Here is a 25523-nt window from a genome sequence, read left to right as displayed (position 1 = left end):
TTCATCGTCCTGACTTCGAGTTGAACATGCCTGGCACACGCCGTTTTCCCTTGCCGTTGATCGCTGCCTTCTTCGCCTTGTACGTCATCTGGGGTTCGACCTACCTGGTGATTCGCATTGGTGTGGAGTATTGGCCGCCGTTGTTGCTGGCGGGGATTCGTTTCGTGATTGCCGGTTCGCTGATGTACGGCTTCCTGCGCTGGCGTGGGGCGCCGGCACCGACCTGGGCGCAGTGGAAGGCCGGAGCACTCATTGGTGTGTTGCTGCTCACGTTTGGCAATGGCGCGGTGAGTGTGGCCGAGCACACGGGGGTGGCATCCGGCGTCGCGGCGCTGGCCGTGGCGACCGTGCCTTTGTTTACCCTGCTCTGCGGTTATTTCTGGGGCGCGCGTAATACCCGTCTGGAGTGGGCCGGGATTGTATTGGGGCTGATCGGCATCGCCATGCTCAACCTCGGTTCCAACTTGCAATCGAGCCCGCTGGGGGCGGCCTTGCTCGTGTTTGCGGCGGCTTCCTGGGCCTTCGGCTCGGTGTTGAGCAAGCATGTGTCGTTGCCGGCGGGGGCGATGGCCAGCGCGGTGGAGATGCTGGTGGCTGGCGTGGTGCTGTTGATCGGCAGCTTCGCCAGTGGCGAGCGCCTTGAAAGCATGCCGCCGCTGGAAGGCTGGTTTGCGCTGGTCTACCTGATCGGTTTCGGTTCGATCATCGCCTTCAATGCCTACATGTACCTGCTCAAGCATGTGCGTCCGGCGGCGGCCACCAGCTATGCCTACGTCAACCCGGCGGTGGCGGTGTTGCTTGGGATCGTCTTCGCTGGGGAGACCATCGGCATCGAAGAAGCCTTGGCGATGCTGGTGATCATCAGCGCCGTGGTGTTGATCGGGTTGCCGCAGTGGCGCAAACCCAAGCCTGCACCGGCCGAATCCTGATTTAGGGTAAACTGCCGCGCATTGCACACCCTGCGCTGATTTTTCCTACGGTACCTCCATGACTTTCGCCACCCTTGGCCTAATCGAACCCCTGTTGCGCGCCCTCGAGACGCTCGGCTACCAGACTCCGACCCCGGTCCAGGCCCAAGCCATGCCTGCCGTGCTCACCGGGCGCGACCTGATGGCCGCGGCCCAGACCGGCACCGGCAAGACCGCCGGTTTCGCCGTGCCGCTGTTGCAGTTGCTGACCACCGAAGGGCCGAAGGTCGCGGCCAACTCGGTGCGGGCGCTGATCCTGGTGCCGACCCGCGAGCTGGCTGAGCAGGTCCATGAAAGCGTGCGCCAGTACGCGCAGAACCTGCCATTGAGCACCTACGCGGTGTACGGCGGCGTCAGCATCAACCCGCAGATGATGAAGTTGCGCAAAGGTGTCGATCTGCTGGTTGCCACGCCGGGTCGATTGCTCGACTTGTTCCGCCAGAACGCGCTGAAGTTCAATCAGTTGCAGACCCTGGTGCTGGACGAAGCCGACCGCATGCTCGACCTGGGTTTCTCCGAAGAGCTGGCGAATATCTACAAGGCCCTGCCGAAGAAGCGCCAGACGCTGCTGTTCTCGGCGACCTTCTCCGATGCCATCCGCTTGTTGGCCGGGCAGATGCTCAACGACCCGCTGAGCATCGAAGTGAGCCCGCGCAACGTTGCCGCCAACACCGTCAAGCAATGGGTGGTGACGGTGGACAAGAAGCGCAAGCCGGAGCTGTTCGTTCACCTGATGCGCAAGCACAAGTGGAAGCAAGTGCTGGTATTCGCCAAGACCCGTAACGGCGTCGATGCACTGGTGGAAAAACTTCAGGGCCTGGGTGTGAATGCCGATGGCATCCACGGCGACAAGCCCCAGGCGACCCGCCAGCGTGCGCTGGATCGTTTCAAGGCCAGCGAAGTGCAAATCCTGGTAGCCACCGACGTGGCCGCCCGTGGCTTGGATATCGAAGATTTGCCGTTGGTGGTGAACTTCGACCTGCCGATCGTCGCCGAGGACTACATCCACCGCATCGGCCGGACCGGTCGGGCGGGCGCTACCGGGCAGGCGATTTCCCTGGTCTGCGCCGATGAAGTGAACCTGCTGTCGGCCATCGAGACCTTGACCCGTCAGACATTGCCCCGGCAGATGGAACAGGATTTCGAACCGGAACACCGCGTACCGGAGACCGATGCCAGCGGCCAGGTCGTCAAGAAGCCGAAAAAGCCGAAGAAACCGAAAACCCAGGGCAGCGGCGGCAAGCGCAACCTGGGCAAGTGGGTGGACAGTGGTGACTCGGCGCCGGTGGAACCATCGGTCAAGCCGGTGCGAAAAGTGCCGGTGTTCAATACCGGGCCGCGTAAGCGCAAGCCTTGATGGTCTGCTGCGCCCCGGTTTCAATCCGGGCGCTGTAACCACTCCAACATCCCCAACCCCGCTGCCCGGCCACTGGCAAAGCATGCTGTGAGCAGATAGCCGCCAGTCGGCGCTTCCCAGTCGAGCATCTCCCCGGCGCAGAAAACCCCGGGGAGCTGCTTGAGCATCAGCCGTTCGTCCAAGGCTTCGAACGTCACGCCGCCGGCGCTGCTGATGGCTTCGTCCAGTGGACGGGTTTTCACCAGCGTGACCGGCAACGCCTTGATCGCCTGCGCCAGCCGCGCCATGTCGGCGAAGCAATCGGCCGACGTCAGCTCGCGCAACAGCGCCGCCTTGACCCCATCGAGCCCAAGTTGGCTGTGCAGGTGCTTGGCCATCGAGCGTGATCCGCGTGGTTTGTTCAAGGCCTGGACGAGCTTGTCCACAGGCCGGCCCGGCAGCAGGTCCAGATGGACGGTCGCGCTGCCGTGCTGGTTGATGGCTTCGCGAATCGCTGCCGACAGGGCGTAGACCAGGCTGCCTTCGATGCCGGTGGCGGTGATGACGCATTCGCCGAGACGTGGCACATCGTCGTTCAGGCCCATGGCGATGTTCTTCAGCGGGGCGCCGGCGAACTTGCCGATCATCAGATCGCTCCAGGCCTCGACGTCGAACCCGCAATTGCTCGGCTGCAAGGGCGCCAGGGTCACGCCGCGCTGTTCCAACGCCAGCATCCATGCACCGTCGGAACCCAGGCGCGACCAACTGCCGCCACCCAGGGCCAATAACGTCGCGTTGGGGTGCAACGTCTTTTCGCCGTCCGGGCTGGCGATGCGCAGGCTGCCGTCGGGATTCCAACCCAGCCAGCGGTGGCGCGTGTGGATCACCACGCCGGCGTCCCGCAGGCGCTTGAGCCAGGCGCGCAGCAGCGGGGCGGCTTTCATGTCAGTCGGGAACACGCGCCCGGAGCTGCCGACGAAGGTATCGATGCCCAGGCCGTGAATCCATTGGCACAACTCATCCGCGCCGAATGCTCGCAGCAGCGGGGCGATATGCGGCGCGCGCTCGCCGTAGCGGGACAGGAAGGCTGGGAAGGCTTCCGAGTGGGTGATGTTCATGCCGCCGACACCCGCCAGGAGAAACTTCCTGCCCACCGAGGGCATGCCGTCGTACAGGTCGACCTGGACACCGGCCTGGCTCAACACCTCGGCCGCCATCAAGCCGGCAGGTCCGCCGCCGATGATGGCGATGCTTGGGGGGCAAGATGAGGTGGTCGAGGTCATGGTATGAACTGCGGAAACTAGGAATGGCGCGGCATTCTATCAGCACAAATTCCAAGGCAGGTGGTGTTCTTGAATGAGCTGGTCAAAAAACAACCAAGTCTCTGCAAGCCATAGGCAGCAGCGGCTGCGAGCCGTTTCGCTCAGGTTATCCACAGGCCGCTCCACAGGCATTGTGGGTAACGCGCCCAGATTTCAATGACAGCCTGATGACGTCCAGACCTTTTGTGCGCTGTGATGCAGGATCCCGTGGCGCCGGGCCAGGGCCTTGCGATCCTTGCTATAGCCGCCGCCGATGACACCGACCACCGGAATGTCCCGTCCAAGGCAATGGCGCATGACGCTCTCGTCCCGGGCGGCGAGGCCCTCGTCGGTCAGTTTCAGGTAGCCGAGGGCGTCATCCTTGTGGACATCGACGCCGGCGTCATACAGCACCAGGTCCGGCTGATAGAGCGGCAGCAGGTAATTGAGCGCATCCTCGACGACTGCTAGGTAAGCGGCATCGTCCATGCCCATCGGCAGCGCAATGTCCCAATCGCTTTGCGCCTTGCGTGCAGGAAAATTCTTTTCGCAGTGCAGGGAAACTGTCACCGCATCCGGGGTGTCATGGAGTATTCGAGCCGTACCGTCGCCCTGGTGCACGTCACAGTCGAAAATCAGCACCCGCGAGACCCGGCCGCTGGCCAGGAAGTAACGGCTGATCACCGCCAGGTCATTGAAGATGCAGAACCCGGCCGGGTGGTCGTAGTGGGCATGATGGGTGCCGCCGGCCAAGTGGCAGGCCAGTCCGTGTTCAAGGGCTTGTTCAGCGGCAAGGAGTGAACCGCCCACGGCGCGTACCGTTCGCCGCGCCAAGGCTTCGCTCCAGGGCAGGCCGAGTCGCCGTTGGTCTTCGCGAGACAACTCGCCACCCATGTAGCGTTCGATATAAGCGCGGTCATGGGCCAGGGCGAGAATCCCCGGCGGGCACAGGGCGGGACGCAGCAGCTCCGCATCCGTAGTCAGGCCGGTCTCCACCAGGTGATCGCGCAGCAGGCGGAACTTGTCCATGGGGAAGCGGTGTTCCGCTGGGAACTCGGGGCTGTAGTCTTCGTGATAGATAAGCGGCAGGGGCATGGTGTTTTCAGCTGCGAATGAGTGAAGGATCCTACCAGCGATGTAGACTCTGGGCATGGAAAGGGAGTGAAGATGGAGCCGATACTGGAACTGGAAAGCGCGCGGCTGATTCTGCGGCAGTGGCGCGACGATGATTTGCCGGCATTTGCGGCCATGTCTGCCGATCCGCAAGTGATGCGTTATTTTCCGGCACCCTTGAGTCGCCTCGAAAGCGCTGCGTTGATCGGCCGCGTGCGTGGGCATTTTGCCGAGCACGGTTTTGGCTTGTGGGCATTGGAGCGCAAGGACACTGGAGCGTTCATCGGCTTTACCGGGCTGGGCGTGGTCGGGTTTGATGCGCATTTCACCCCGGCGGTGGAGATCGGCTGGCGCCTGGCTCGCGAACATTGGGGGCTCGGTTATGCCAGCGAAGCGGCTTGGACGGCGTTGCGCTGTGCCTTCGACCGCCTGGGGCTCGACGAAGTCGTGGCGTTTACCGCTGTGGATAACCTGCCGTCACAGAAGGTCATGCAGGCCATCGGCATGCAGCATGATCCGGCGGATGACTTCGAGCATCCAAAGCTCGCGGTCGGTCATCCATTGCGTCACCATGTGCTCTATCGCATCAATCGTGAGCAGTGGTTGCAGACTCTGCACGGTTAGCCGACACGGACGTTACAATGCCCGCCAAAATGGCCCGGGCCACTATCGATCCGCCGCCGCAACCTGGATTGCGCGGTTTTTGCGCTGTGTGAGGAAAGTCTGAATGAGCCACGTGTTGGAAGATCTGGTCGACCTGCTGACCCTGGAACCGATCGAAGAGAACCTGTTTCGCGGACGCAGCCAGGACCTCGGGTTTCGCCAGTTGTTCGGCGGCCAGGTGTTGGGCCAGTCATTGTCGGCGGCCAGCCAGACCGTGGAAGAGGCGCGCCATGTGCATTCGATGCACGGTTATTTCCTGCGTCCGGGCGATGCGGCATTGCCGGTGGTCTACCAGGTCGATCGCGTACGGGACGGCGGCAGCTTCAGCACCCGTCGGGTCACGGCGATCCAGAAGGGCAACCCGATCTTCACCTGCAGCGCCTCGTTCCAGTATGACGAGCAGGGTTTCGAGCACCAGAGCACTATGCCCCAGGTTGTCGGGCCGGAAAACCTGCCGTCCGAGCTGGAACTGACCCAGCAGCGCGCGCATCTGTTGCCCGAGCACATGCGCGAAAAACTGCTGTGCCCCAAGCCGATCGAGGTGCGCCCGGTCACTGAAAAAGACCCTTACAATCCGCAACCGGCCGATCCGGTCAAATACGTCTGGTTCCGTGCCGATGGTGCCTTGGCGGACATCCCGGCCCTGCACAAATACCTGCTGGCCTACGCATCGGATTTCGGACTGCTGACCACCTCGATGTTGCCCCACGGCAAATCGGTATGGCAGAAGGATATGCAGGTCGCCAGCCTTGACCATGCGTTGTGGTTTCACGCCGACCTGCGCGCCGATGACTGGTTGCTCTATGCCATGGACAGTCCGTGGGCCGGTAACTCCCGTGGGTTTTCCCGGGGCAGCGTGTTCAATCGCGCCGGGCAACTGGTGGCCTCGGTGACCCAGGAAGGCCTGATCCGCCATCGCAAGGACTGGGCATGAGCCTGGTCGATGTACGGCATTGGGTATTTGACATGGACGGCACGCTGACCGTCGCTGTGCATGACTTCGCTGCGATCCGCGTGGCCCTGGCAATTCCGGCCGAGGACGACATCCTTACGCACCTGGCGGCGTTGCCCTCGGCAGAAGCAGCCGCCAAGCACGCCTGGCTGCTGGAGCACGAACGGGACCTGGCGCTGGGCTCCAAGCCCGCGCCGGGGGCGGTCGAGTTGGTGCGTGAGCTGGCCGGGCGTGGTTACCGCCTGGGCATCCTGACCCGCAACGCCCGCGAGCTGGCCCACATCACCCTCGAAGCCATCGGGTTGGCGGATTGTTTCGCGGTGGAGGACGTGCTCGGCCGCGACGAGGCACCGCCCAAGCCGCATCCCGGCGGCCTGTTGAAGCTGGCCGAAGCATGGGATGTGGCGCCCGGCTCGATGGTGATGGTGGGGGATTACCGCTTTGACCTGGACTGCGGTCGTGCGGCGGGGGCGCGGACGGTGTTGGTGAACCTGCCGGACAATCCCTGGCCGGAGCTGACAGATTGGCATGCGCGCGATTGTGGGGAGCTGCGGCGGATGCTTTTGGCTTGAGAGGCGGATGAAGCCCTGTTGGTCACCATAAAACTCACTGCCCGAACAACACCCTCAACCCTTCCGGCGAATTGAACATCCCATCCCCATCATGCCCGACCCCGGGCACTTCGATCAGCCGCTGGTTCAGCCCCTGCGGATGGCGGCGTGTCAGGTAATCGAAAAAGAAATGCCCGCGCAGCAGTCGATACGCGCCCTGGGTCTGTGCTTCACAGCTTTTATCCAGCGCTGGGTGTTCCGGGTCGATGTCCTGTTGTCCCAGCAAATAAGTGATGTCGCGCTTGATGTAGTGATCTTCGAGTTGCGCGGCTGTTTGCCCGGCAGCGTAGGCGGGCAGCTGCTCCAGGCCGTATTTCCAACGGTTGAAGGAGGGGCAGCTGGCGGGTGCGAATGCCATGGGCCGTTGGGCGTCCAGGTAGGCATACGATGATGGATTGGCAATGACGAACCGTGGTGCGATGCGATACGTGCCACGGGCGAGCAGGGCATAGCGCTGTACGACTTGGGCGCCACCGGAATGACCGGCAATCACGATCTCCTTCACTTCCGGAAATTGCTGCCGGTCGCTGACCCGCGCCACGATGTCGTCCAGCACTTGGAATGAACTGACCGGATTCGGCCCTGTGGACAGGCCGCCCGCCATCCAATCGTTGCCTTGCCAGCGCAGGAGATCGGCGGGCAGTTGATGGCGCGCCACGTCCTGTTCGTTGAGAAACTGCGGGGCGATGACCAATGTCGTTGCGGTTTGACCGGCCTGCGCGGCGGCCCTTTCGCCGCTGCGAAGATACGTGTCGGCATTGCGCAGCCTGCCGTGGACGATGATCAACACCCGCTGGATCGAAGCCGGCGGGGGGCTCACGGCAACAGCCATGATCCCGCCCTTGAACAGCAGGCGACCCTGGGCGACCGTCTTGACGGCGTGTTCTTCGGCCTGGACAACGGCGCTGCAGAGCACCAGCCAGATCAGCGCCACCCACTTCATCTACAGGTTTTTCGCCGCAAAGGTGTCGCACTGGCTGACTTGGCCCTGGGCGAAACCGGTCTTGAACCAGCGCACCCGTTGCGCCGACGTGCCATGGGTGAAGGAATCCGGCACCACGCGGCCCTGGCCTTGCTGCTGCAGGCGGTCATCGCCGATGGCATTGGCGGCGGTCAAGGCTTCCTCGATGTCCCCCGGCTCCAGCCAGTTCAGGCGTTTTTGCGCATGGTTGGCCCAGACACCGGCCAGGCAATCGGCCTGCAATTCCTGGCGCACCAGCAGACCGCCGTCGCCTTCCATCTGCCGGCCTTGCTGGCGCGCCTCCTGGATTTTTGCCGAGACGCCGAGCAGCGTCTGCACGTGGTGGCCGATCTCATGGGCGATGACGTAGGCCTGGGCGAAGTCGCCGGCGGCGGAGAAGCGCTGGGACATTTCCTGGAAGAAACTCATGTCCAGGTAGACCTGCCGGTCCGCCGGGCAGTAGAACGGGCCGGTCGCCGAGGACGCCAGGCCGCACGCCGAGTTGACCCGACCGCTGAACAGCACCAGTTTGGGTTGTTGGTATTGGCGTCCGGCCTGCTGGAAGACTTGGCCCCAGGTATCCTCGGTGTCGCCGAGGATCGAGCGTACGAACTCGGCCTGCTCATCGTTGGCCGGTGGCGCCTGGCGGGTTTGCGAAGAGGTGGGAGCGGAACCCTGGTCCATTTGCCCGGCGAGTTGTCCCAGGATCTGCATGGGGTCCTGGCCGGTGATCCAGCCAATGCCGACGATCAGCAGGATGGCGGTCAGGCTCAAGCCCTTGCCGCCGCCGAACCGCATCCCGCCACCGCCCCCACCGTCACCACGGGCGTCCACCACGTTGTCACTGCGGCGACCTTTTTTCCATAACATGTGGGAAATCCTCTGAATGGCCCTGCGAAGAGATGACTGCCGTGGCGATGAGTCTAGCTTTCTGACGCCCAAGGTGCGCGCCGCGCTTGAGCAGTCAGGCAACTGCGAGGGATTTTGGTTCATCGGCGAGCCAATCCTGTCTGGCCGCGCAATTTTCATTACACTTGGGATCCAGAACTTATCGGAACCCTCGCTGGCCCAATAACTGCACTGTGCATCACGGCCTCGACATCAAGCAACGCAGGTTTCCTTCATGACCCTCAGCACTCCGCTCTCCGGCGTCAATCAGGCTTTCAAGGGCATCGTGCTTATTCTGGTCGCAACGTTTTTGTTCTCCAGTCACGACGCGTTGTCCAAATATCTCTCGGGTTTTTATCCGATCGTCATGGTGGTCTGGGCCCGTTATGTGGTGCACACCTTGTTGATGGCGGGAATTTTCCTGCCGCGCTCGGGGCTGCGGGTGCTGCGCACCAAGCGGCCGTTGTGGCAAGTTGTCCGGGCGTTGTGCCTGTTGGGCACCAGTCTGTTCTTCACCACGGCGCTGATGTACATCCCCTTGGCGGAGGCGACCGCGGTCAACTTCCTTGCGCCCGTGCTGGTCACTGCCTTGTCGGTACCGCTGCTGGGCGAGCACGCGACGCGCGGTCAGTGGATTGCGGTGATCTTCGGTTTTATCGGGGTATTGATCATCGTTCATCCTGGTGGCGATCTGTTCACGCCGGCGGTGCTGTTGCCGTTTTGTTCGGCGCTGTTTTTCTGTTTCTACCAACTGCTCACCCGCAAGCTCGCCGAGATCGACAGCCCCACGACCAGCAACTTTTTCGCCGGGCTGTGCAATACGCTGGTCATGAGCGCGTTGGTGCCGTTCTTCTGGCAGGTGCCGAGCGCGACCCACGGGTTGATGATGCTCGCGCTGGGCGCTTGCGGCATGACGGCGCACTTGATGCTGACCCAGGCCTTCCGTTTCGCCGCCCCGGCGCTGCTGGCGCCGTTCGGGTATTGCCAGATTGTCTTCGCCGGGTTGCTGGGCTGGTTGTTGTTCAGCCATACGCCGACGTTGACCACCGTGGTGGGCATCGCCTTGATCTGCTTGAGTGGGTTGGCGGCGGCGTGGCAACAGCGGCGGGCATAATCACCGGCTATACACGGCCTGATTGCCCGACGCTCGGTATCAGCTTTCCAGCGTCGGCACCTTGCGCGGCGCCATGAAGTACATCCAGGCCAGCGCGATGAAGTACATCGCCGGGATCAGGGTGAACAGCACGGTGTAATTGTTGTTGGTGATCGTGAGGATGTGCCCCACCAACTGAGTCATGAACATCCCGCCGATGGCCGCACACATGCCGCCGAAGCCAAACACTGTGCTCATCATGTGCTTGGGCGTGTAGTCCATCACCAGGCTCCAGATGTTCGCGGTCCAGGCCTGGTGCGCGCCAATGGCCAAGGAAATCGCAAACACCGCCACCCACAGGCTGCTGGAGCCGGCGGCCATGATCACGCCAACGATGCAGCAGGCGAACAGCAGCATGGACATCAGTCGCGCCTTGATCGGATTGACCCCGCGGCCAATCAGGAATGACGAAAGGATCCCGCCGCCGACGCTGCCGAAATCCGCGGTCAGGTAGATGATGATCAGTGGGATGCCCATCTGGGTCACGTTGATGCCCAGGTTGTATTGCTGGTTCAGGAACGGCGGCAGCCAGTAGAGGTAGAACCAGAACACCGGCGCAGTGATCGAGTAGGCCAGGGCGAACGCCCAGGTGCCGCGCATGCGCAGGATTCGAGAGAAGGGCACGCGGGCCTGATCCGGTTCGTCCTGGGCCTGGATGTAGTCCAGTTCCGACTGTTTCACGCTCGGGTGGTCTTCCGGGTTGAAGTACTTCAGGCCCCAGAACACCAGCCAGATCCCGCCGAGGGCGGCCATGCACAGGAACGCGGCCTGCCAGCCCCAGACGTGCAGGACCAGCGGCAAGAGCATGGGGGTGAACATCGCGCCGACGTTGGTCCCGGCATTGAAGATGCCGGTGGCCACGGCCCGTTCGCCAGCCGGAAACCACAGCCGCGTGGTTTTCACACAGGCGGGGTAGTTGGCGGCTTCGGTCAGGCCGAGGATGAAGCGGCAAACCATGAAGCCCACCGCCGAGGTCGCGAGGCCGTGGGCGCCGGTCGCCAGGCTCCAGAGCAGCACGGCGCAGAAGAACACCCGCTTGACGCCGATGCGGTCGATCAACCGGCCTTGCAGCACGAAGCCGACCGCATAACCGACCTGGAACCAGAAGTTGATATTGGCGTAGTCCATCGCCGTCCAGCTCATTTCCTTGGCCAGGATCGGTTGCATGACGCCAAGGGCGGCGCGGTCGATGTAGTTCAGGGTGGTGGCGAAAAACACCAGGGCGAGCATGCCCCAACGGGTCTTGCCCACGGCCATCGCGCCACGGATCTTGTCGCCGATGCTACCGCTGGCGGCAACCGGGCCGTGGGCCAGGCGAGAACTTTGGGAAGGAATCATAAGGTCACCCGTTCTTGAAATTCTTATGGTGTGGTCTGGGTCTGCATTGACGCGTTGGCAATCAATGCGGGGGTCGATGGTGGGCAGTGGACAAAAAATCGTCAATTCGCTGATCGGCCATAGTGTTCGATAATCGCCCAAAAAACTAACCGGATGGTACATATTAAATTGCCCAAAGGAACCGGCAGCCCAATAATCGCCTGACTCTTTCAAAAAGCGGCGCATTTTTTTGTAGCCGACGCCTGTCCCGGGAGCCGAAGTCATGCAGCGTTCCATTGCCACCGTTTCGTTGAGCGGTACCCTGCCGGAAAAACTCGAAGCCATTGCCGCCGCCGGTTTCGACGGCGTGGAAATTTTCGAGAATGACCTGCTCTACTACGATGGCAGCCCTCGGGAAATAAGGCAGATGTGCGCCGACCTGGGTATCGCCATCACGCTGTTCCAACCTTTTCGCGATTTTGAAGGCTGCCGTCGCGACCGCCTGGCGCGCAACCTGGAACGGGCCGAGCGCAAATTCGATTTGATGCAGGAGCTGGGCACCGACCTGGTGCTGGTGTGCAGCAATGCATCGGCTGACAGCGTTGGCGATGAGCAGATCCTGATCGACGATCTGCGCCTGCTGGCGGAGCGGGCCGGCGCGCGCGGCTTGCGCATTGGTTACGAGGCGTTGGCCTGGGGCCGGCACGTCAATACGTATCAACAGGTCTGGAACATCGTGCGCCAGGCCGATCATCCCAGCCTCGGCGTGCTGCTCGACAGCTTTCACACCTTGTCCCTCAAGGGCGATCCGAGGGCCATCGCCGAGATTCCCGGCGACAAGATCTTCTTTGTGCAGATGGCCGATGCGCCGATCCTGGCGATGGACGTGTTGGAATGGAGCCGGCATTTCCGCTGCTTTCCGGGCCAGGGAGAATTCGATTTGCCGGGTTTCCTCGCGCCGATCATCCAGAGTGGCTACTGCGGGCCGCTGTCGCTGGAAATCTTCAACGACGGTTTCCGCGCCGCGCCGCCCAGGGCGAATGCGGCCGACGGTTTGCGTTCGTTGCTGTACCTGGAAGAAAAGACCCGCAAGCGCCTGGCCGAGCAAGCGCCGGCGCAAAAGCCTGACATTCTTTTTGAAACAGCGCCGGCCAGCGAATACGACGGCATCGAGTTCCTCGAATTTGCCGTGGACGATAACCTGGGCGCCAAGCTCGCCCATTGGCTGGAGCGCCTGGGTTTCGTCAAGGCCGGCCAGCATCGTTCCAAGAACGTCAGCCTGTTGCGCCAGGGCGATATCAACCTGATCCTCAATTGCGAGCCGTACTCCTTCGCCCACAGCTTTTTCGAAGCCCATGGCCCGTCGTTGTGCGCCATGGCGGTGCGGGTCAAGGACAGCGCCAGTGCCTTGAAACGGGCCGTGGCCTACAAAGGCCAGCCGTATCGCGGGCTCGTCGGGCCCAATGAGCTGGAGCTGGCGGCGGTGCGCGCCCCGGACAGCAGCCTGATCTACCTGGTGGACCAGGACGCCGACGTCTACGGCACCGATTTCAACCTGCAACCCGCTGCGGCCATCGGCGCCGGGCTCAAGCGCATCGACCACATGGCGATGGCGCTGCCGGCCGACAGCCTCGACAGTTGGGTGCTGTTCTACAAGAGTCTGCTGGATTTCGAGGCTGACGACGAAGTGGTGTTGCCCGACCCTTATGGCCTGGTAAAAAGCCGTGCCCTGCGTAGCCGTTGCAGTTCGATTCGCCTGCCGCTGAATATTTCCGAGAATCGCAACACCGCGATCTCACATGCGCTGTCGAGTTATCGCGGCTCCGGCGTGCATCACATCGCCTTCGATTGTGATGACATCTTTGCCCAGGTCAGTCGGGCCAAGGAGGCCGGGGTGCCATTGCTCGACATCCCGCTCAACTATTACGACGACCTGGCGGCGCGTTTCGATTTCGACGATGAGTTCCTTAGCGAACTGGCGTATTTCAATGTGCTATATGACCGTGACGCCCAGGGTGGCGAGCTGTTTCATGTCTATACCGAGCCGTTCGAAGGGCGGTTTTTCTTTGAGATCATCCAACGCAAGAACGGTTACGCCGGTTATGGCGCCGCCAACGTCGCGGTGCGGCTGGCGGCGATGGCCAAGTCCCGTAGCGGTGGCTTGCGGCATGCCAAGTTGTAGGGAAATCGTAAACGCTGCGGTAATGGGCTGTGTCGTGGCTTCCTTCAGTGCACGGTGCGGCCCATAATCGCCAGCCTGTGCAGTGATGGCCGTGAGCCCCGCAATGACTATGAATCCAGAGCTTTCCGCAGCGCTCGACGAACCTGTCGCCACGCCGCGCAAGAGTCGCAAGAACAACCCGGAAAAGACCCGGGAGAACATTCTTCAGGAAGCCATCGTCGAGTTCGTCCAGCAAGGCCTGGCCGGCGCCCGGGTCGACGCCATCGCCGAGCGCATCCACACCTCCAAGCGCATGATCTACTACTATTTCGGCAGCAAGGAGCAGCTGTACGTCGAGGTGCTGGAAAAACTCTACGGCGATATCCGTACCACCGAGAGCCGCCTGCACCTGGCGGAACTGGCCCCGGTGGATGCGATCCGGCGGCTGGTGGAGTTCACCTTCGACCATCACGACCGCAACGTGGATTTCGTGCGCATCGTCTGCATCGAGAACATCCACAACGCCGAATACGTGAAACAGTCCGGTGCGATCAAGGCGATGACCAATACCATCCTCGATTCACTGGGCGTGATCCTGCGTCGCGGCGCCGAAGAGGGCGTGTTCCGTGCCGGCCTCGAACCACTGGATGTGCATCTGCTGATCAGTTCGTTCTGCTTCTACCGGGTGTCCAACCGCCAGACGTTTGGCGAGATCTTCCAGATCGACCTGTCGGACGAAGCGGTCAAGCAGCGGCATCGGCAGATGGTGTGTGAATCGGTGCTGAAATATTTGCAGGCGTGATCGTGAGCTGATGCAGACTGTGTGGGGAGCTTGGTCGCTCCCACAAGGAATTCTGGCCAGGCTTTAGTGATTCATGCCCTGGAAATGCGCCAGCATCCGCTGCGCATCCGGCGCCACGCCGCTGAACAGCTCGAACGCCTTCACCGCCTGGAATACCGCCATGTTGCCGCCGTCCAGCGTGCGGCAGCCGAGGGCGCGGGCGTTGCGCAGCAGTTCGGTTTCCAGCGGGAAGTAAACGATTTCCGCCACCCACAGATCACCCCGCAACAACTCGGCCGGCACCGGTGTGCCCGGCAGTTTCGCCATGCCCATGGGCGTGGTGTTCACCAAACCGTCGGCTTCGGCCATGGCGGTGGGTAGGTCATGCCCGGCACGAGCACGGCCTGTGCCGAAGTGTTGATTCAAGTTGTTTGCCAATGCCTCGGCACGGCTGATCTCGACGTCGAAAATGCTCAATGTCTCTACGCCCTCCAGAAGCAACGCATGGGCCACCGCCGCGCCGGCGCCTCCTGCGCCCATCTGGACCACCCGCTTGCGCGCGACATCGCCCAGGCCACGACGAAAACCTTCGGCGAACCCCAGGCAATCGGTGTTGTGGCCGATGCGCTTGCCATCCTTGAGCACCACGGTATTCACCGCACCGATCCCGCGGGCCTCGGGAGACAACTCGTCCAGCAGCGGGATGATTACCTGCTTGCACGGGAAGGTGATGTTCAGGCCGGTGAAGTCCATGCGTTCGGCGGCCATCAGCAAGTCGGGCAGGGCGCTGCTGTCGAGCTTCAGCGCATCCAGATCGATCAGTCGATAAAGGTAACGCATGCCTTGGGCATCGCCTTCGCGCTCATGCAGCGCCGGCGTGCGGGACGCCTGGATACCCGCCCCGATCAGGCCGGCCAGTACAGTGACGTTCGACATGCGCATCAACCCTTCAACCGCTGACTGAAATGTTCAAGGGCCAGGCGATAACCATGGCTGCCAAACCCGCACATCACGCCAATGGCGACGGATGAGACAAAGGAGTGGTGACGAAAGGTTTCCCGGGCGTGGACGTTGGACAGGTGGACTTCGATGACCGGTACTTCACTCGCCACCAGGGCGTCGCGGATCGCCACCGAGGTGTGGGTCCAGGCCGCCGGGTTGATGACGATACCGGCGCACCGGCCTCGGGCGCCGTGAATCCAGTCGAGCAGTTCGCCTTCCTGATTGGTCTGGCGAAACTCCACGGCCAGGCCGAACTCTTCGGCGGCGCGGCCACAGAGCGAGGAAATATCAGCCAGGGTTTCGTAGCCGTAGGTCGCCGGCTCGCGGGTGCCGAGCAGGTTCAGGTTCGGGCCGTTGAGCACCAGAACGATCGGAGGCATCGCAATTTCTCCACAATTTTTATTGTTGGTGTCGGCGGGGTTTCAGCCGGTGGAGATAAATTGTACTAGATGGTTAATTTGGTCAAATAAAGCAGCCGACACCGGGCAATAAGTGTTCGATGATCGAACATGACCACTGTGGGAGGTGAGGGAGAGACAATGGTGGCGAGGAAGCTTGCTCCCTCGCCACGAAGGTCAGCGCCGGGTCAACAACACGCCGGACTCCATGTGATGGGTCCAAGGGAATTGATCGAACAACGCGCAGCGCGTGATGCGGTGGGTGTCGTTCAGCTGCGCGATGTTCGCGGCGAGGGTTTCCGGGTTGCAGGAGATGTACAGGATGTTGTCGAAGCGCCGGGTCAGTTCGCAGGTGTCCGGGTCCATGCCGGCGCGAGGCGGGTCGACGAAGACGCTGCCGAATTCATAGCTTTTGAGGTCGATGCCCTGCAAACGACGGAACGGCCGGACTTCATTCAAGGCTTCGGTCAGCTCTTCGGCCGATAGGCGCACCAGCGTGACGTTATCCACCGCGTTTTCGCTGAGGTTGCTCAGCGCGGCGTTGACCGAGGTCTTGCTGATTTCGGTGGCGAGGACTTTTCGCACGCGGGTGGCCAGCGGCAGGGTGAAGTTGCCGTTGCCGCAGTACAACTCCAGCAGATCGTCGCTGCGATCGCCCAGCGCTTCGTAAGCCCAGTTGAGCATCTTCTGGTTCACCGTGCCGTTGGGCTGGGTGAAGGCGCCTTCAGGTTGGCGATAGCTGAACGTACGACCCCCTACCTCAAATTTCTCCACCACATAGTCATGGCCGATGACTTCGCGCTTGCCCTTGGAGCGGCCAATGATGCTGACCCCCAGGTCGGCCGCCAGTTTCGACGCGGCAGCGTGCCAGTGCTCGTCCAGCGGACGGTGGTAACACAGGGTGATCATCGCGTCGCCGGCCAGGGTGGTCAGGAACTCCACCTGGAACAGCTTATGGCTCAGGGGGGCGCTGGCCTGCCAGGCGGCCTTGAGTTGCGGCATCAACTGGTTGATGCGCAGGCTGGCAATGGGGAATTGCTCGATGAGGATCGGCGTGCGCTTGTCGTCCTGGGAAAACATCGCGTAATGGCGTTCGCCGGCCTCGCGCCACAGACGGAACTCGGCCCGCAGGCGGAAGTTCTCCAGCGTTGAGTCAAACACCTGCGGCTCGGGAGCATCGAACGGGGCCAACAAGTCGCGCAGACGGGCGACTTTGCCCTGCAACTGGGCGGCATAGGCCTGGGAATCAAAAGTCATGCGTTGAACCAACCCAACTTGATAACGAACAGGATCGACAGGATGACCAGCGCCGGGTTCAGCTCACGGCCACGGCCGGACACCAGTTTAATGGCTGTCCAGGCGATGAAGCCGAAGGCGATGCCGTTGGCGATGGAATAGGTGAAGGGCATCGCCAAGGCAGTGATCACCACCGGAGCGGCCACGGTGATGTCGTCCCAGTCGATTTCCGCCAGGCCCGAGGTCATCAGCACAGCGACGAACAACAGGGCCGGAGCGGTGGCAAAGGCCGGGACGCTGGCGGCCAGTGGCGAGAAGAACAGCGCAAGCAGGAACAGGATCGCCACCACGATGGCGGTCAGGCCGGTGCGGCCGCCGGCGCTGACGCCCGCCGCCGATTCGATGTAGCTGGTGGTGGTGGAGGTGCCCAGCAGCGAACCGGCCATGGCGGCGGTGCTGTCGGCGATCAGCGCACGACCCATCTTCGGCATGTGGCCGTCCTTGCCCATCAGCCCGGCGCGCTTGGCGACGCCGATCAGGGTGCCGGAGTTGTCGAACAGGTCGACGAACAGGAAGGCGAAGATCACGCTCACCAGGCCGATGTCCAGGGCGCCCTTGATGTCCAGTTGCAGGAACGTCGGGGCCAGGGATGGCGGTGCGGAAATGATGCCGCCGAATGGCGTGAAGCCCATCAGGATCGAGACGACGGTGACCGCGAGGATGCCGATCAGCACCGCGCCGCGCACTTTCAAGGCTTCGAGGGCGACGATCAGGACGAAACCGAGGGTTGCCAGGATCGGCGCCGGTTGCTTCAAGTCGCCAAGGCCGACCATGGTCGCCGGGTTTTTCACCACGATGCCGGCATTGTTCAGGGCAATCAGCGCCAGGAACAGGCCGATACCGGCAGCGATGGCCGAGCGCAGCGGCAGCGGGATGCTGTTGATGATCCATTCGCGGATGCGGAAGATCGACAACAGGAAGAACAGCACGGCGGAGACGAACACCGCGCCCAGCGCCACTTGCCAGGTATGGCCCATGTGCAGGACCACGGTGTAGGTGAAGAAGGCGTTCAGGCCCATGCCCGGCGCGAGGGCGATCGGGTAGTTGGCGATCAGGCCCATGACCGTGGAGCCAATGGCCGCCGCCAGGCAGGTGGCGACAAACACCGCGCCCTTGTCCATGCCGGTTTCGCCGAGGATGCTCGGGTTGACGAACAGAATGTAGGCCATGGCCAGGAACGTCGTGACGCCCGCCAGGATCTCGGTCCGCACGTTGGTGTTGTGTGCCTTGAGTTGAAACAGCCTTTCCAGCATGTCTGCTCCCCGTGGCGCGCTCGGCGCCGTGAATGTATCGACCTCAACAGCAAAGCACAGGGCGCCGACGGCGCCCGGGTTTTTATGTGGGTCGGAAAAAGCCGCGCATCATAGCAGCGCGGCGAACTGGCTGCGATCCTCGGTGTGCGTCGCAAAAGTGTGCAGACGCAAAAGTTGGGCCATACTGCGCGCGATTCCGGGAGGTCAGTATGAATTGCATGAAGAACATTGCATTGGCCTGCGCGTTCGGCCTGGGGCTGTCCGTGCCGAGCGCGCACGCCGCGTCGGCGCCACCGCTGAGCGAGGTCAAGGTGCTCAAGGTCGAGTCGCCGGCCTGTGGTTTCGAGGACGTCTCTGCGCAACAGGCGCAAACCCGTTGCGACCATAGTGGCCCGCATATCAAGGTCTATGTGCTGGAAGTCGGCATAGGCCACCAGCCGAATGTCACGCTGGACGGCTTTGAGGTCGACGGCACCCGTTCACCGGTGTGTGCATTTGATAATGGCAACCTCAATGACTGCTCGAGCGGAGCCCGGCGAACGGTCGGCTATTTGTACATCTTCGATCTGAAAGGCAAGCAGGAAGGCACGTTCAGCTTCAGCAACGTGTCGATCAACGCGCCGGGCAACCGGATGTCGACCCAGCTGTACATCAAATGACATGGCTGGGCGAGCTTCAGCTGACAGGGCCCGGCAAAGCTGACTAGTCTTGAAAGATCACCCAGCGGAGAGTGCCCATGATTCCTGGAACCAAGATCCCCCGAATCCTGATTGCCGTGGCGGAAGGCGTTGACGATCTGCAGACCGTGACTCTGATCGACGTGTTGCGCCGGGCGCAGCTTGAAGTCGTCGTGGCGAGTATCGAGGGCCGTCGCATGCTCACCTGTGCACGCGGCACGCGCCTGACCGCCGATGGCATGCTGGTGGACGTGCTGGTGCAGGATTTCGACTTGATCGTCTTGCCGGGCGGCATCATCGGCGCGCAACACTTGGCGGCCCACCAACCGTTGCAGCAACTGGTCAAGGACCAAGCGGCGGCCGGGCGCTTCTTCGCCGCCATTGCCGAAGCCCCGGCGTTGGTACTCCAGGCGTTCGGCGTGCTGCGCCAGCGTCGCATGACCTGCCTGCCCGCCGTCAGCCAGCAACTGTCCGGGTGCAGCTTTGTCGACCAACCGGTGGTGGTGGACGGCAATTGCATTACCGCCCAGGGCTCGGCCGCCGCCCTCATGTTCGCCTTGATGCTGGTGGAGCAACTTGCCGGCAAAGGCGTGAAAAGCGTGGTGGCGGCGGAATTGCTGGCCTGACAGCATCAAGCGTGATGGGCCAGGGGTTCGATCAGGGGTTGCTCGCGCTGCTCGGCTTGCCATAAGTCATAGTCGCTCTGGACGCCTAGCCAGACTCTTGCCTTGCCGATACCCGCGCGTTCCAGGCGCACGGCAAGGTCTGGACTGACCGGTGCATGGCCGTGCAATACCCGGGAAAGGTGTGGCCTGGCGAAGCCGAGGTGGCGCGCCAGTTCGGTCACTGTGATGCCCAACTCGGGCAACACGTCCTCCAGCAATGTTTCGCCAGGATGTGGCGGATTGTGCATGGGCATGTTCCAGCCTCCTGTCAGTGGTAGTCGAGGTAGTCGACCAGTTCGATGTCGGACTCGATGAAGCGGAAGACAATTCGCCAGTTCCCCGAAACGCTCAGCGACCAATATTCGACCAGATCACCCTTGAGCGAATGCAATCGCCATCCGGGGATGTTCAAGTCGCTTGGCATGCGTGCCCTGTCCATGAACTGAAGCATGCGAGCCAGGCGTTTTCCATGGCCTGCACGGATACCGCGCGTCGAACCCGTTTCATAAAAGAGCCTGAGGCCTTTGTGCTGGAAGGATTTAATCATGGAATTGAGTGTAAGGCGATACATTACAGTCTGCGCGGTACATATGTAACGCACAGACAGGCTTGCCTCGTGCATTGGGGAGCGGGCAATCGCCTTGAACGCTCACCCCACCGCGAAGTCGTACCCCTTATGACGGCGGTTTTCCAAAACGCCGCGTGTACGACCAACCGTGAGGTGTTCCATGAGCGCGACCTTGTCCGAAGCGACGCAGGCGGCCTTCGTCCGTCATCCGATACGTCTGACACTCAATGGCGCGGTGCGTGAGTTGCAGGTGCTGCCCTGGACTACGTTGCTTGATTTGCTGCGCGAACAACTGGACCTGGTGGGCAGCAAAAAGGGCTGCGACCATGGCCAATGCGGGGCCTGCACGGTGCTGCGCGATGGCAAGCGGATAAACGCTTGCCTGACCCTGGCGGTGATGTGTGATGGCGCCGAGTTGACCACTGTCGAGGGCCTGGCGAACGGCGACGAGTTGCATCCCATGCAACGGGCGTTCATCAAGCATGATGCGTTCCAGTGCGGCTATTGCACGCCCGGGCAGATCTGTTCGGCGGTGGCGCTGGCCAACGAGGGACGGGCGCGGACGGGCGCCGAAATCAGCGAGCTGATGAGCGGCAATCTCTGCCGATGCGGCGCCTACAACAACATCCGCGATGCCATCGAAGAAGCCCTGCCGCTCTGCCAGCAGACGGGAGGTGAGTCGTGAATCCCTTTCGCTACAGCAAGCCCGACACGCTGCAGGCCGCCGTGGAGCTGTCGAGTGCCCATTCACGCTTCATCGCTGGCGGCACCAATCTGCTGGACCTGATGAAGGAAAACCTCACCCGCCCCGAGCATCTGATCGATATCACCGGACTGCCCTTGGCCGACCTCAGCGAAACGCCCTCGGGCGGGGTGATGATCGGCGCGCTGGTGAGCAATGCCGACCTGGCCTGGCACCCTTGGATCGAGCGTCGCTATCCGTTGCTTTCCCAGGCCATCCTCGCGGGTGCTTCGCCACAGCTGCGCAACATGGCCAGTACCGGTGGCAATCTGTTGCAGCGCACCCGTTGTTACTATTTTTATGACGCCAGCGTGCCGTGCAACAAACGCAGGCCCGGCAGCGGCTGCCCGGCCCGAAGCGGCTTGAACCGGATTCACGCGATCCTTGGCGCGAGCGATCAATGTGTCGCGACTCACCCCTCCGACATGTGCGTGGCCCTGGCTGCACTGGATGCGGTGGTCCATGTGCTGGGGCGCGGAGGCCCACGGACAATCGAGTTCGCCGACTTCCATCGCCTTCCCGGCGACGCCCCGGACCGGGATAACCAGCTGGCCGATGACGAGTTGATCACCTATATCGAGCTGCCGCCCGCCGGTTTCGCCGAACACAGCCATTACTTGAAGATCCGTGACCGCGCGTCCTATGCCTTCGCGCTGGTGTCGGTCGCGGCCGCGCTGGAGCTGGACGGGCCGGTGATTCGCCAGGCGCGCCTGGCCTTGGGCGGCGTAGCGCACAAGCCTTGGCGCGATCGAGCCGTCGAGAGCTGGCTGGCGGGCCAGGTCGTCAGCCGCGAGACCTTCACGGCGGCCGCGGATGCGCTGTTGCAGGGCGCCGAACCGCTGGAACACAACGGCTTCAAGGTCAAGTTGGCGCGCCGGGCGATTGTCCGCGCCCTGAGCGATGCCGCACTGGTGGGAGGAACCGCGCGATGAATGCACCGAGCAAAACCATAGGCAAGCCGCTGGACCGGGTCGACGGCCTGCTCAAGGTGACCGGTCGCGCCCGTTATGCCGGGGAATATCCGGAAGACGGCTTGTTGCACGGCAGTGTCGTGTCCAGCGCTATCGCCCGGGGACGCGTGGTGGGCATCGATGCTTCACGCGCCTTGGCGCTACCGGGCGTCGTCGCGGTGATTGATCACACCAATCGGCCGAAGGTCGCCAGCTACGACGAACCCTACCAGGATGCCGACGCGGCGGAGGGCTCGCCATTCCGGCCGTTATTCAATGACCAGATCCTCTACAGTGGCCAGCCGCTGGCCCTGGTGGTGGCCGAGAATCTGGAACTGGCCCGTTATGCCGGCTCGCTGGTTGTAATTGAATACGAGGCCGAGGAGCATCAGACCGATCTGACCATCCTGCAAAACGAAGCCCATCCAGCGCCGGTCGAACTGCCCAAGCCACGTGGGAATTTTCAGGGCGAGTATGCGAGTGCCGCCTTGAGTGTGGATGTGTCCTACAGCACACCGATAGAGCACCACAACCCGATGGAGCCCCATGCCTCTACTGTGTTGTACCAACCTGACGCAAGCCTGCACATCCACGACAAGACCCAAGGCACTCAGAACTGCCAGGCGTATGTGCAAAAAGTGTTCGGGCTGGAGAAGGAGCAGGTGCGCGTGTTCGCCGCCTACGTGGGCGGCGCGTTCGGTTCCGGCCTGCGCCCGCAATATCAATTGGCGCTCGCGGTAATGGCCGCGCTGGCCCTCAAGCGTTCGGTGCGAGTCAGCCTGACGCGTCAGCAGATGTTCACTTTCGGCTATCGCCCACGGACATTCCAGCGCGTGCAACTGGGCGCTGCGGCCAACGGAAGGTTGCTCGCCGTAGCGCACACCGCCGTCGGCCAGACCTCGCGTTTCGAAGATTTTACCGAGCACGTGGTGGAGTGGAGCGGCATGCTCTATCACTGCGATAACGTGACGTTGACCTACAAACTGGCACCGCTGGACGTGTACACGCCGTTGGACATGCGCGCGCCCGGCGCGGCCCTGGGATTGATCGGGCTGGAATGCGCCATGGACGAGTTGGCCTGCGCCCTGGCGATCGACCCGGTGCAACTGCGCCTGATCAACTATGCCGAACGCAACGAAAACGAAGGCAAGCCCTATTCCAGCAAGGAGCTGCGGGCCTGTTACGCCCAGGGCGCCGAGCGTTTCGGTTGGAGCAAGCGCAACCCCGAACCGCGCAGCATGCGCAACGGCCGGCAACTGGTGGGTTGGGGCATGGCTGGCGGCGTGTGGGAGGCCATGCAGCAGAAAGCCAGCGCCCGCGCCTCACTGAATGCCAACGGCAAGCTGACCGTCAGCAGCGCAACGACGGACATCGGCACCGGCACCTACACCGTCATGACTCAAATTGCCGCCGAGGCGTCAGGCGTTTCCCTTGAGGATGTCACCTTTGTTCTTGGCGACTCGTCGTTGCCGACTGCACCGTTGCAGGGCGGTTCGTTCACTGTCTCGTCGGTGGGCACTGCAGTGCAGCAAGCCTGTGAGGCTCTGAAGGAAAAGCTACTCGCCGTGGCCCGTCAATCTTGTCCCGCCTTCAGCGGCGCGACCCTGGAGCAAGTGACCTTCGCCGACGGTGAGCTGCGCATGGGTGAAGCCAGCGTCGCATTGGCAGATCTGGCGCAAAAAAGTGGCGAAATGCCGTTGCAGGCGGAGGTTTCCACCGGGCCGGATGAAAAGCGCCAGGCTTATGCAACCGCCACCCATTCGGCGGTCTTTGTCGAGGTGTGGGTGGACGAAGACCTGGGCACGGTGAAGGTCAATCGGGTGGTCAGCGCCATCGCCGCCGGGCGGGTAGTCAATCCGAAGACTGCCCGCAGCCAGATTCTCGGTGGGGTGGTCTGGGGTGTTGGCATGGCGTTGCATGAAGAAACCCTGACCGACCATGCCCTGGGCCGGCACATGAACCACAACCTGGCCGAGTATCACGTGCCGGTCAACGCTGACATTGGTGATATCGATGTGATTTTCGTCGAGGAACACGATGAGATCGTCAACGCCCTCGGATCCAAGGGCGTCGGCGAAATCGGGATTGTCGGCGTGGCGGCGGCGGTGGCGAATGCGATCTACCACGCCACGGGCAAACGGGTGCGGGACTTCCCGATCACCCTCGACAAGCTGCTCTAGGCTTTCGCCTCGTCCACCGGTTCGTGCATTCGGTCGCGGTTGGCCAGGGTCGGGAACAATTTGATCCAGGCCCCGGTCACCAGTAGCGTGCCGACGCCGCCCATGACCACCGCAGGCACGGTGCCGAACCAATGGGCGGTGAGGCCGGACTCGAACTCGCCCAACTGGTTCGAGGCACCGATAAACAAGCCATTCACTGCACTGACCCGACCGCGCATTTCGTCCGGCGTTTCCAGTTGCACGAAGGAGGCGCGGATCACCATGCTGATCATGTCCGCCGCGCCCAGCACCACCAATACCGCGAGGGAAAACCAGAACGACGTGGAAAGTCCGAACGCAATGGTGGCAACGCCAAACACGCCTACCGCAGTGAACATCACCCGGCCGACCTTGCGTTCGACGGCAAAGCGCGCCAGCCACAACGACATCAGCAAGGCCCCCACCGCCGGCGCCGAACGCAGCAGGCCCAGGCCCCAAGGGCCGGTGAGCAGGATGTCCTTGGCGAATACCGGCAACAGCGCGGTGGCGCCGCCCAGCAGCACCGCGAACAGGTCCAGGGAAATCGCCCCGAGGATGTCCGGGCGGCTGCGAATGAAGCGGATACCAGCCAGCAGCGAGTCAAGGGTCGCCTTGCCCTTGTTCAGTGGCGTCTGCCGGGCCGGCAGGTTGAGCATCAGGCAGCAAGCAATGACATAGAGCAGCACGGTCGGCCCGTAGACCCAGACGCTGCCGAAGGCATACAGCAAGCCACCAAGGGCCGGGGCGACGATGGTGGCCGACTGTTGGGCTGATTGCGCGGCGGCCACGGCGCGGGGAAACAACGCTGCCGGCACGATGCTCGGTAGCAACGCTTGGGTGGTCGGCATTTCGAAAGAGCGGGCTGCGCCGAGCAGGAACGCGAGGAGGAAAATCATCTCGCGTGTGACGTTGTCGGTGGCGCTGCCAATCGCCAGCGCCAGGGCGATCAGCGCCTGCAACGTTTGGCAGATCGCCGCGATCTTGCGTCGATCGTATCGATCCGCCACATGCCCGGTGTGCAGCATGAACAGCACCCGCGGGGCAAATTCCACGAGGCCGACAAGCCCGAGGTCCAGGACGTTGCCGGTCAATTGGTAGAGGTTCCAGCCGATGGCGACGGTCAGCATCTGGAAACCGCTGGCGGTGAATATCCGGGCCAGCCAGAAGGCGATGAAGGGACGATGGTGACGGAGCAGCAAAGGCGCTTGGCTGGGCATCTATGACGGGGTCCGGTGATGAAGGCATCGAGATTATCACCCGACTGTAACTGGAAGTTGCGGTGGCGAGAAAAATAGTTAGCCAAACATCGATATTGGCTGAGGGAACAGTTGGGGCGAGGTGATTTATCCCCGCAGTGCTTAGCACTCTCCAAAACTGCGGCTGCTGCGCAGCCTAGCGGGGATAAATCCCCTCGCCACAACAACTTTGCCCATGCCCTGGGCTGGTGGGACAACCTGTCACGCGACAAAAGACCACGCCATCCATCGGCAATATTGGGACTACTCTTTGAGCATTGCTTGACCCAGGTCAATTCCCTTCTGGGGCGTTGTGCTGGCGGCCATGCGGCCA

Annotated in this window: 25 protein-coding genes; 13 read left to right on the top strand and 12 right to left on the bottom strand. The window is 62.4% G+C overall.

Annotated elements, in window-relative coordinates:
* Positions 1-26: 26 nt before the first annotated feature.
* Both yedA and VQ575_RS22945 read left to right on the top strand, forming a co-directional pair.
* Positions 27-929, top strand: a complete 903-nt coding sequence (gene yedA, locus VQ575_RS22950; RefSeq protein WP_045157013.1) for a drug/metabolite exporter YedA — start codon at positions 27-29, stop codon at positions 927-929.
* Positions 930-987: 58 nt separating this feature from the next.
* Entirely contained in the window at positions 988-2325 is a 1338-nt protein-coding gene (locus tag VQ575_RS22945; protein WP_325918470.1) for a DEAD/DEAH box helicase, read from the top strand.
* A 20-nt stretch (positions 2326-2345) separates the two neighbouring features.
* On the opposite strand, the gene VQ575_RS22940 is transcribed toward VQ575_RS22945, so the two are convergent.
* A complete protein-coding gene (locus tag VQ575_RS22940; protein WP_325918469.1) occupies positions 2346-3587 on the bottom strand; it encodes a TIGR03862 family flavoprotein in 1242 nt (413 codons plus the stop codon).
* Between the two features lie 192 nt (positions 3588-3779).
* Entirely contained in the window at positions 3780-4700 is a 921-nt protein-coding gene (locus VQ575_RS22935; RefSeq protein WP_325918467.1) for a histone deacetylase family protein, read from the bottom strand.
* A gap of 72 nt (positions 4701-4772) precedes the next feature.
* Between VQ575_RS22935 and VQ575_RS22930 the strand changes: the two genes are divergently transcribed.
* The 3 genes from VQ575_RS22930 (at position 4773) to VQ575_RS22920 (ending at position 6905) form a co-directional block, all read left to right on the top strand.
* A complete protein-coding gene (locus VQ575_RS22930) occupies positions 4773-5342 on the top strand; it encodes a GNAT family N-acetyltransferase (protein ID WP_039594096.1) in 570 nt (189 codons plus the stop codon).
* 103 nt (positions 5343-5445) lie between these two features.
* Entirely contained in the window at positions 5446-6315 is an 870-nt protein-coding gene (gene tesB / locus VQ575_RS22925) for an acyl-CoA thioesterase II (protein ID WP_039594097.1), read from the top strand.
* Complete coding sequence (locus VQ575_RS22920; protein ID WP_039594098.1) at positions 6312-6905, top strand: HAD family hydrolase; 594 nt, start codon at positions 6312-6314, stop codon at positions 6903-6905. The genes tesB and VQ575_RS22920 overlap by 4 nt, the downstream gene beginning before the upstream one ends.
* A gap of 34 nt (positions 6906-6939) precedes the next feature.
* On the opposite strand, the gene VQ575_RS22915 is transcribed toward VQ575_RS22920, so the two are convergent.
* Positions 6940-7887: an alpha/beta hydrolase gene (locus VQ575_RS22915; protein ID WP_198724057.1), complete on the bottom strand. Its 948-nt coding sequence runs from the start codon at positions 7885-7887 to the stop codon at positions 6940-6942.
* A complete protein-coding gene (ypfJ, locus tag VQ575_RS22910; protein ID WP_039594100.1) occupies positions 7888-8775 on the bottom strand; it encodes a KPN_02809 family neutral zinc metallopeptidase in 888 nt (295 codons plus the stop codon). It lies immediately after the preceding gene.
* A 253-nt stretch (positions 8776-9028) separates the two neighbouring features.
* Here ypfJ and VQ575_RS22905 point away from each other — a divergent pair, with 253 nt between their 5' ends.
* Positions 9029-9907, top strand: a complete 879-nt coding sequence (locus VQ575_RS22905; protein ID WP_325918465.1) for a DMT family transporter — start codon at positions 9029-9031, stop codon at positions 9905-9907.
* 39 nt (positions 9908-9946) lie between these two features.
* Here the strand turns inward: VQ575_RS22905 and VQ575_RS22900 are convergent, their stop codons facing one another.
* Positions 9947-11284: an MFS transporter gene (locus tag VQ575_RS22900; RefSeq protein WP_325918463.1), complete on the bottom strand. Its 1338-nt coding sequence runs from the start codon at positions 11282-11284 to the stop codon at positions 9947-9949.
* A 262-nt stretch (positions 11285-11546) separates the two neighbouring features.
* On the opposite strand from VQ575_RS22900, the gene quiC reads away from it, so the two are divergent.
* Both quiC and VQ575_RS22890 read left to right on the top strand, forming a co-directional pair.
* A complete protein-coding gene (gene quiC, locus VQ575_RS22895; protein WP_325918461.1) occupies positions 11547-13445 on the top strand; it encodes a 3-dehydroshikimate dehydratase QuiC in 1899 nt (632 codons plus the stop codon).
* Between the two features lie 103 nt (positions 13446-13548).
* Entirely contained in the window at positions 13549-14226 is a 678-nt protein-coding gene (locus VQ575_RS22890; RefSeq protein WP_325918460.1) for a TetR/AcrR family transcriptional regulator, read from the top strand.
* A 63-nt stretch (positions 14227-14289) separates the two neighbouring features.
* On the opposite strand, the gene VQ575_RS22885 is transcribed toward VQ575_RS22890, so the two are convergent.
* The 4 genes from VQ575_RS22885 to VQ575_RS22870 form a co-directional block, all read right to left on the bottom strand.
* Positions 14290-15141 carry a shikimate dehydrogenase gene (locus VQ575_RS22885; protein ID WP_411829921.1) on the bottom strand — a complete coding sequence of 284 codons (852 nt, stop codon included), beginning with the start codon at positions 15139-15141 and terminating at the stop codon, positions 14290-14292.
* A gap of 5 nt (positions 15142-15146) precedes the next feature.
* Positions 15147-15587, bottom strand: coding sequence for a type II 3-dehydroquinate dehydratase (gene aroQ, locus VQ575_RS22880; RefSeq protein ID WP_039594108.1), 441 nt, complete (start codon positions 15585-15587; stop codon positions 15147-15149).
* A gap of 195 nt (positions 15588-15782) precedes the next feature.
* Entirely contained in the window at positions 15783-16862 is a 1080-nt protein-coding gene (gene trmA / locus VQ575_RS22875; RefSeq protein WP_325918458.1) for a tRNA (uridine(54)-C5)-methyltransferase TrmA, read from the bottom strand.
* Positions 16859-18154, bottom strand: a complete 1296-nt coding sequence (locus VQ575_RS22870; protein WP_039594110.1) for an NCS2 family permease — start codon at positions 18152-18154, stop codon at positions 16859-16861. The genes trmA and VQ575_RS22870 overlap by 4 nt, the downstream gene beginning before the upstream one ends.
* A 209-nt stretch (positions 18155-18363) precedes the next feature.
* Between VQ575_RS22870 and VQ575_RS22865 the strand changes: the two genes are divergently transcribed.
* Together VQ575_RS22865 and VQ575_RS22860 are read left to right on the top strand one after the other, a co-directional pair.
* Complete coding sequence (locus tag VQ575_RS22865) at positions 18364-18813, top strand: DUF4879 domain-containing protein (protein WP_082112128.1); 450 nt, start codon at positions 18364-18366, stop codon at positions 18811-18813.
* A gap of 77 nt (positions 18814-18890) precedes the next feature.
* The gene (locus tag VQ575_RS22860; RefSeq protein WP_039594111.1) at positions 18891-19457 is read left to right on the top strand and encodes a DJ-1 family glyoxalase III; all 567 of its coding nucleotides are present in this window, start codon (positions 18891-18893) and stop codon (positions 19455-19457) included.
* A 5-nt stretch (positions 19458-19462) separates the two neighbouring features.
* Here the strand turns inward: VQ575_RS22860 and VQ575_RS22855 are convergent, their stop codons facing one another.
* A complete protein-coding gene (locus tag VQ575_RS22855) occupies positions 19463-19750 on the bottom strand; it encodes a HigA family addiction module antitoxin (protein WP_045157003.1) in 288 nt (95 codons plus the stop codon).
* A 14-nt stretch (positions 19751-19764) separates the two neighbouring features.
* On the bottom strand, positions 19765-20043 hold the full coding sequence (locus VQ575_RS22850; RefSeq protein WP_325919906.1) for a type II toxin-antitoxin system RelE/ParE family toxin: 279 nt from the start codon (positions 20041-20043) through the stop codon (positions 19765-19767).
* Positions 20044-20224: 181 nt separating this feature from the next.
* Here VQ575_RS22850 and VQ575_RS22845 point away from each other — a divergent pair, with 181 nt between their 5' ends.
* The 3 genes from VQ575_RS22845 to VQ575_RS22835 are packed head-to-tail and all read left to right on the top strand — an operon-like array spanning position 20225 to position 23936.
* Entirely contained in the window at positions 20225-20749 is a 525-nt protein-coding gene (locus VQ575_RS22845; protein ID WP_039594113.1) for a (2Fe-2S)-binding protein, read from the top strand.
* Positions 20746-21738, top strand: coding sequence for an FAD binding domain-containing protein (locus VQ575_RS22840; protein WP_039594114.1), 993 nt, complete (start codon positions 20746-20748; stop codon positions 21736-21738). Before VQ575_RS22845 ends, VQ575_RS22840 begins: the two co-directional genes overlap by 4 nt.
* A complete protein-coding gene (locus tag VQ575_RS22835; RefSeq protein ID WP_325918456.1) occupies positions 21735-23936 on the top strand; it encodes a xanthine dehydrogenase family protein molybdopterin-binding subunit in 2202 nt (733 codons plus the stop codon). The genes VQ575_RS22840 and VQ575_RS22835 overlap by 4 nt, the downstream gene beginning before the upstream one ends.
* On the opposite strand, the gene VQ575_RS22830 is transcribed toward VQ575_RS22835, so the two are convergent.
* On the bottom strand, positions 23933-25171 hold the full coding sequence (locus tag VQ575_RS22830) for an MFS transporter (RefSeq protein ID WP_039594116.1): 1239 nt from the start codon (positions 25169-25171) through the stop codon (positions 23933-23935). The two genes, VQ575_RS22835 and VQ575_RS22830, sit on opposite strands and share 4 nt — an antisense overlap.
* Positions 25172-25523: the final 352 nt, after the last annotated feature.

The sequence above is a fragment of the Pseudomonas frederiksbergensis genome, from assembly GCF_035751725.1.
GTDB lineage: Bacteria > Pseudomonadota > Gammaproteobacteria > Pseudomonadales > Pseudomonadaceae > Aquipseudomonas > Aquipseudomonas frederiksbergensis_A.
Note: the sequence above shows the minus strand (reverse complement) of the source record. Positions and strands in the feature narration are given on the sequence as shown.

Bases quoted from the DNA above. Each gene is read 5' to 3' on its own strand.
- VQ575_RS22870 (WP_039594110.1), bottom strand. From the start codon at position 18,154: ATGCTGGAAAGGCTGTTTCAACTCAAGGCACACAACACCAACGTGCGG.
- VQ575_RS22940 (WP_325918469.1), bottom strand. From the start codon at position 3,587: ATGACCTCGACCACCTCATCTTGCCCCCCAAGCATCGCCATCATCGGC.
- VQ575_RS22930 (WP_039594096.1), top strand. From the start codon at position 4,773: ATGGAGCCGATACTGGAACTGGAAAGCGCGCGGCTGATTCTGCGGCAG.
- VQ575_RS22860 (WP_039594111.1), top strand. From the start codon at position 18,891: ATGATTCCTGGAACCAAGATCCCCCGAATCCTGATTGCCGTGGCGGAA.
- VQ575_RS22920 (WP_039594098.1), top strand. From the start codon at position 6,312: ATGAGCCTGGTCGATGTACGGCATTGGGTATTTGACATGGACGGCACG.
- VQ575_RS22915 (WP_198724057.1), bottom strand. From the start codon at position 7,887: ATGAAGTGGGTGGCGCTGATCTGGCTGGTGCTCTGCAGCGCCGTTGTC.
- VQ575_RS22845 (WP_039594113.1), top strand. From the start codon at position 20,225: ATGAGCGCGACCTTGTCCGAAGCGACGCAGGCGGCCTTCGTCCGTCAT.
- aroQ (WP_039594108.1), bottom strand. From the start codon at position 15,587: ATGCCTCCGATCGTTCTGGTGCTCAACGGCCCGAACCTGAACCTGCTC.
- yedA (WP_045157013.1), top strand. From the start codon at position 27: ATGCCTGGCACACGCCGTTTTCCCTTGCCGTTGATCGCTGCCTTCTTC.
- VQ575_RS22905 (WP_325918465.1), top strand. From the start codon at position 9,029: ATGACCCTCAGCACTCCGCTCTCCGGCGTCAATCAGGCTTTCAAGGGC.
- VQ575_RS22855 (WP_045157003.1), bottom strand. From the start codon at position 19,750: ATGCCCATGCACAATCCGCCACATCCTGGCGAAACATTGCTGGAGGAC.
- VQ575_RS22885 (WP_411829921.1), bottom strand. From the start codon at position 15,141: ATGTCGAACGTCACTGTACTGGCCGGCCTGATCGGGGCGGGTATCCAG.
- ypfJ (WP_039594100.1), bottom strand. From the start codon at position 8,775: ATGTTATGGAAAAAAGGTCGCCGCAGTGACAACGTGGTGGACGCCCGT.
- trmA (WP_325918458.1), bottom strand. From the start codon at position 16,862: ATGACTTTTGATTCCCAGGCCTATGCCGCCCAGTTGCAGGGCAAAGTC.
- VQ575_RS22900 (WP_325918463.1), bottom strand. From the start codon at position 11,284: ATGATTCCTTCCCAAAGTTCTCGCCTGGCCCACGGCCCGGTTGCCGCC.
- tesB (WP_039594097.1), top strand. From the start codon at position 5,446: ATGAGCCACGTGTTGGAAGATCTGGTCGACCTGCTGACCCTGGAACCG.
- VQ575_RS22835 (WP_325918456.1), top strand. From the start codon at position 21,735: ATGAATGCACCGAGCAAAACCATAGGCAAGCCGCTGGACCGGGTCGAC.
- VQ575_RS22850 (WP_325919906.1), bottom strand. From the start codon at position 20,043: ATGATTAAATCCTTCCAGCACAAAGGCCTCAGGCTCTTTTATGAAACG.
- VQ575_RS22830 (WP_039594116.1), bottom strand. From the start codon at position 25,171: ATGCCCAGCCAAGCGCCTTTGCTGCTCCGTCACCATCGTCCCTTCATC.
- VQ575_RS22935 (WP_325918467.1), bottom strand. From the start codon at position 4,700: ATGCCCCTGCCGCTTATCTATCACGAAGACTACAGCCCCGAGTTCCCA.
- VQ575_RS22945 (WP_325918470.1), top strand. From the start codon at position 988: ATGACTTTCGCCACCCTTGGCCTAATCGAACCCCTGTTGCGCGCCCTC.
- VQ575_RS22865 (WP_082112128.1), top strand. From the start codon at position 18,364: ATGAATTGCATGAAGAACATTGCATTGGCCTGCGCGTTCGGCCTGGGG.
- quiC (WP_325918461.1), top strand. From the start codon at position 11,547: ATGCAGCGTTCCATTGCCACCGTTTCGTTGAGCGGTACCCTGCCGGAA.
- VQ575_RS22890 (WP_325918460.1), top strand. From the start codon at position 13,549: ATGACTATGAATCCAGAGCTTTCCGCAGCGCTCGACGAACCTGTCGCC.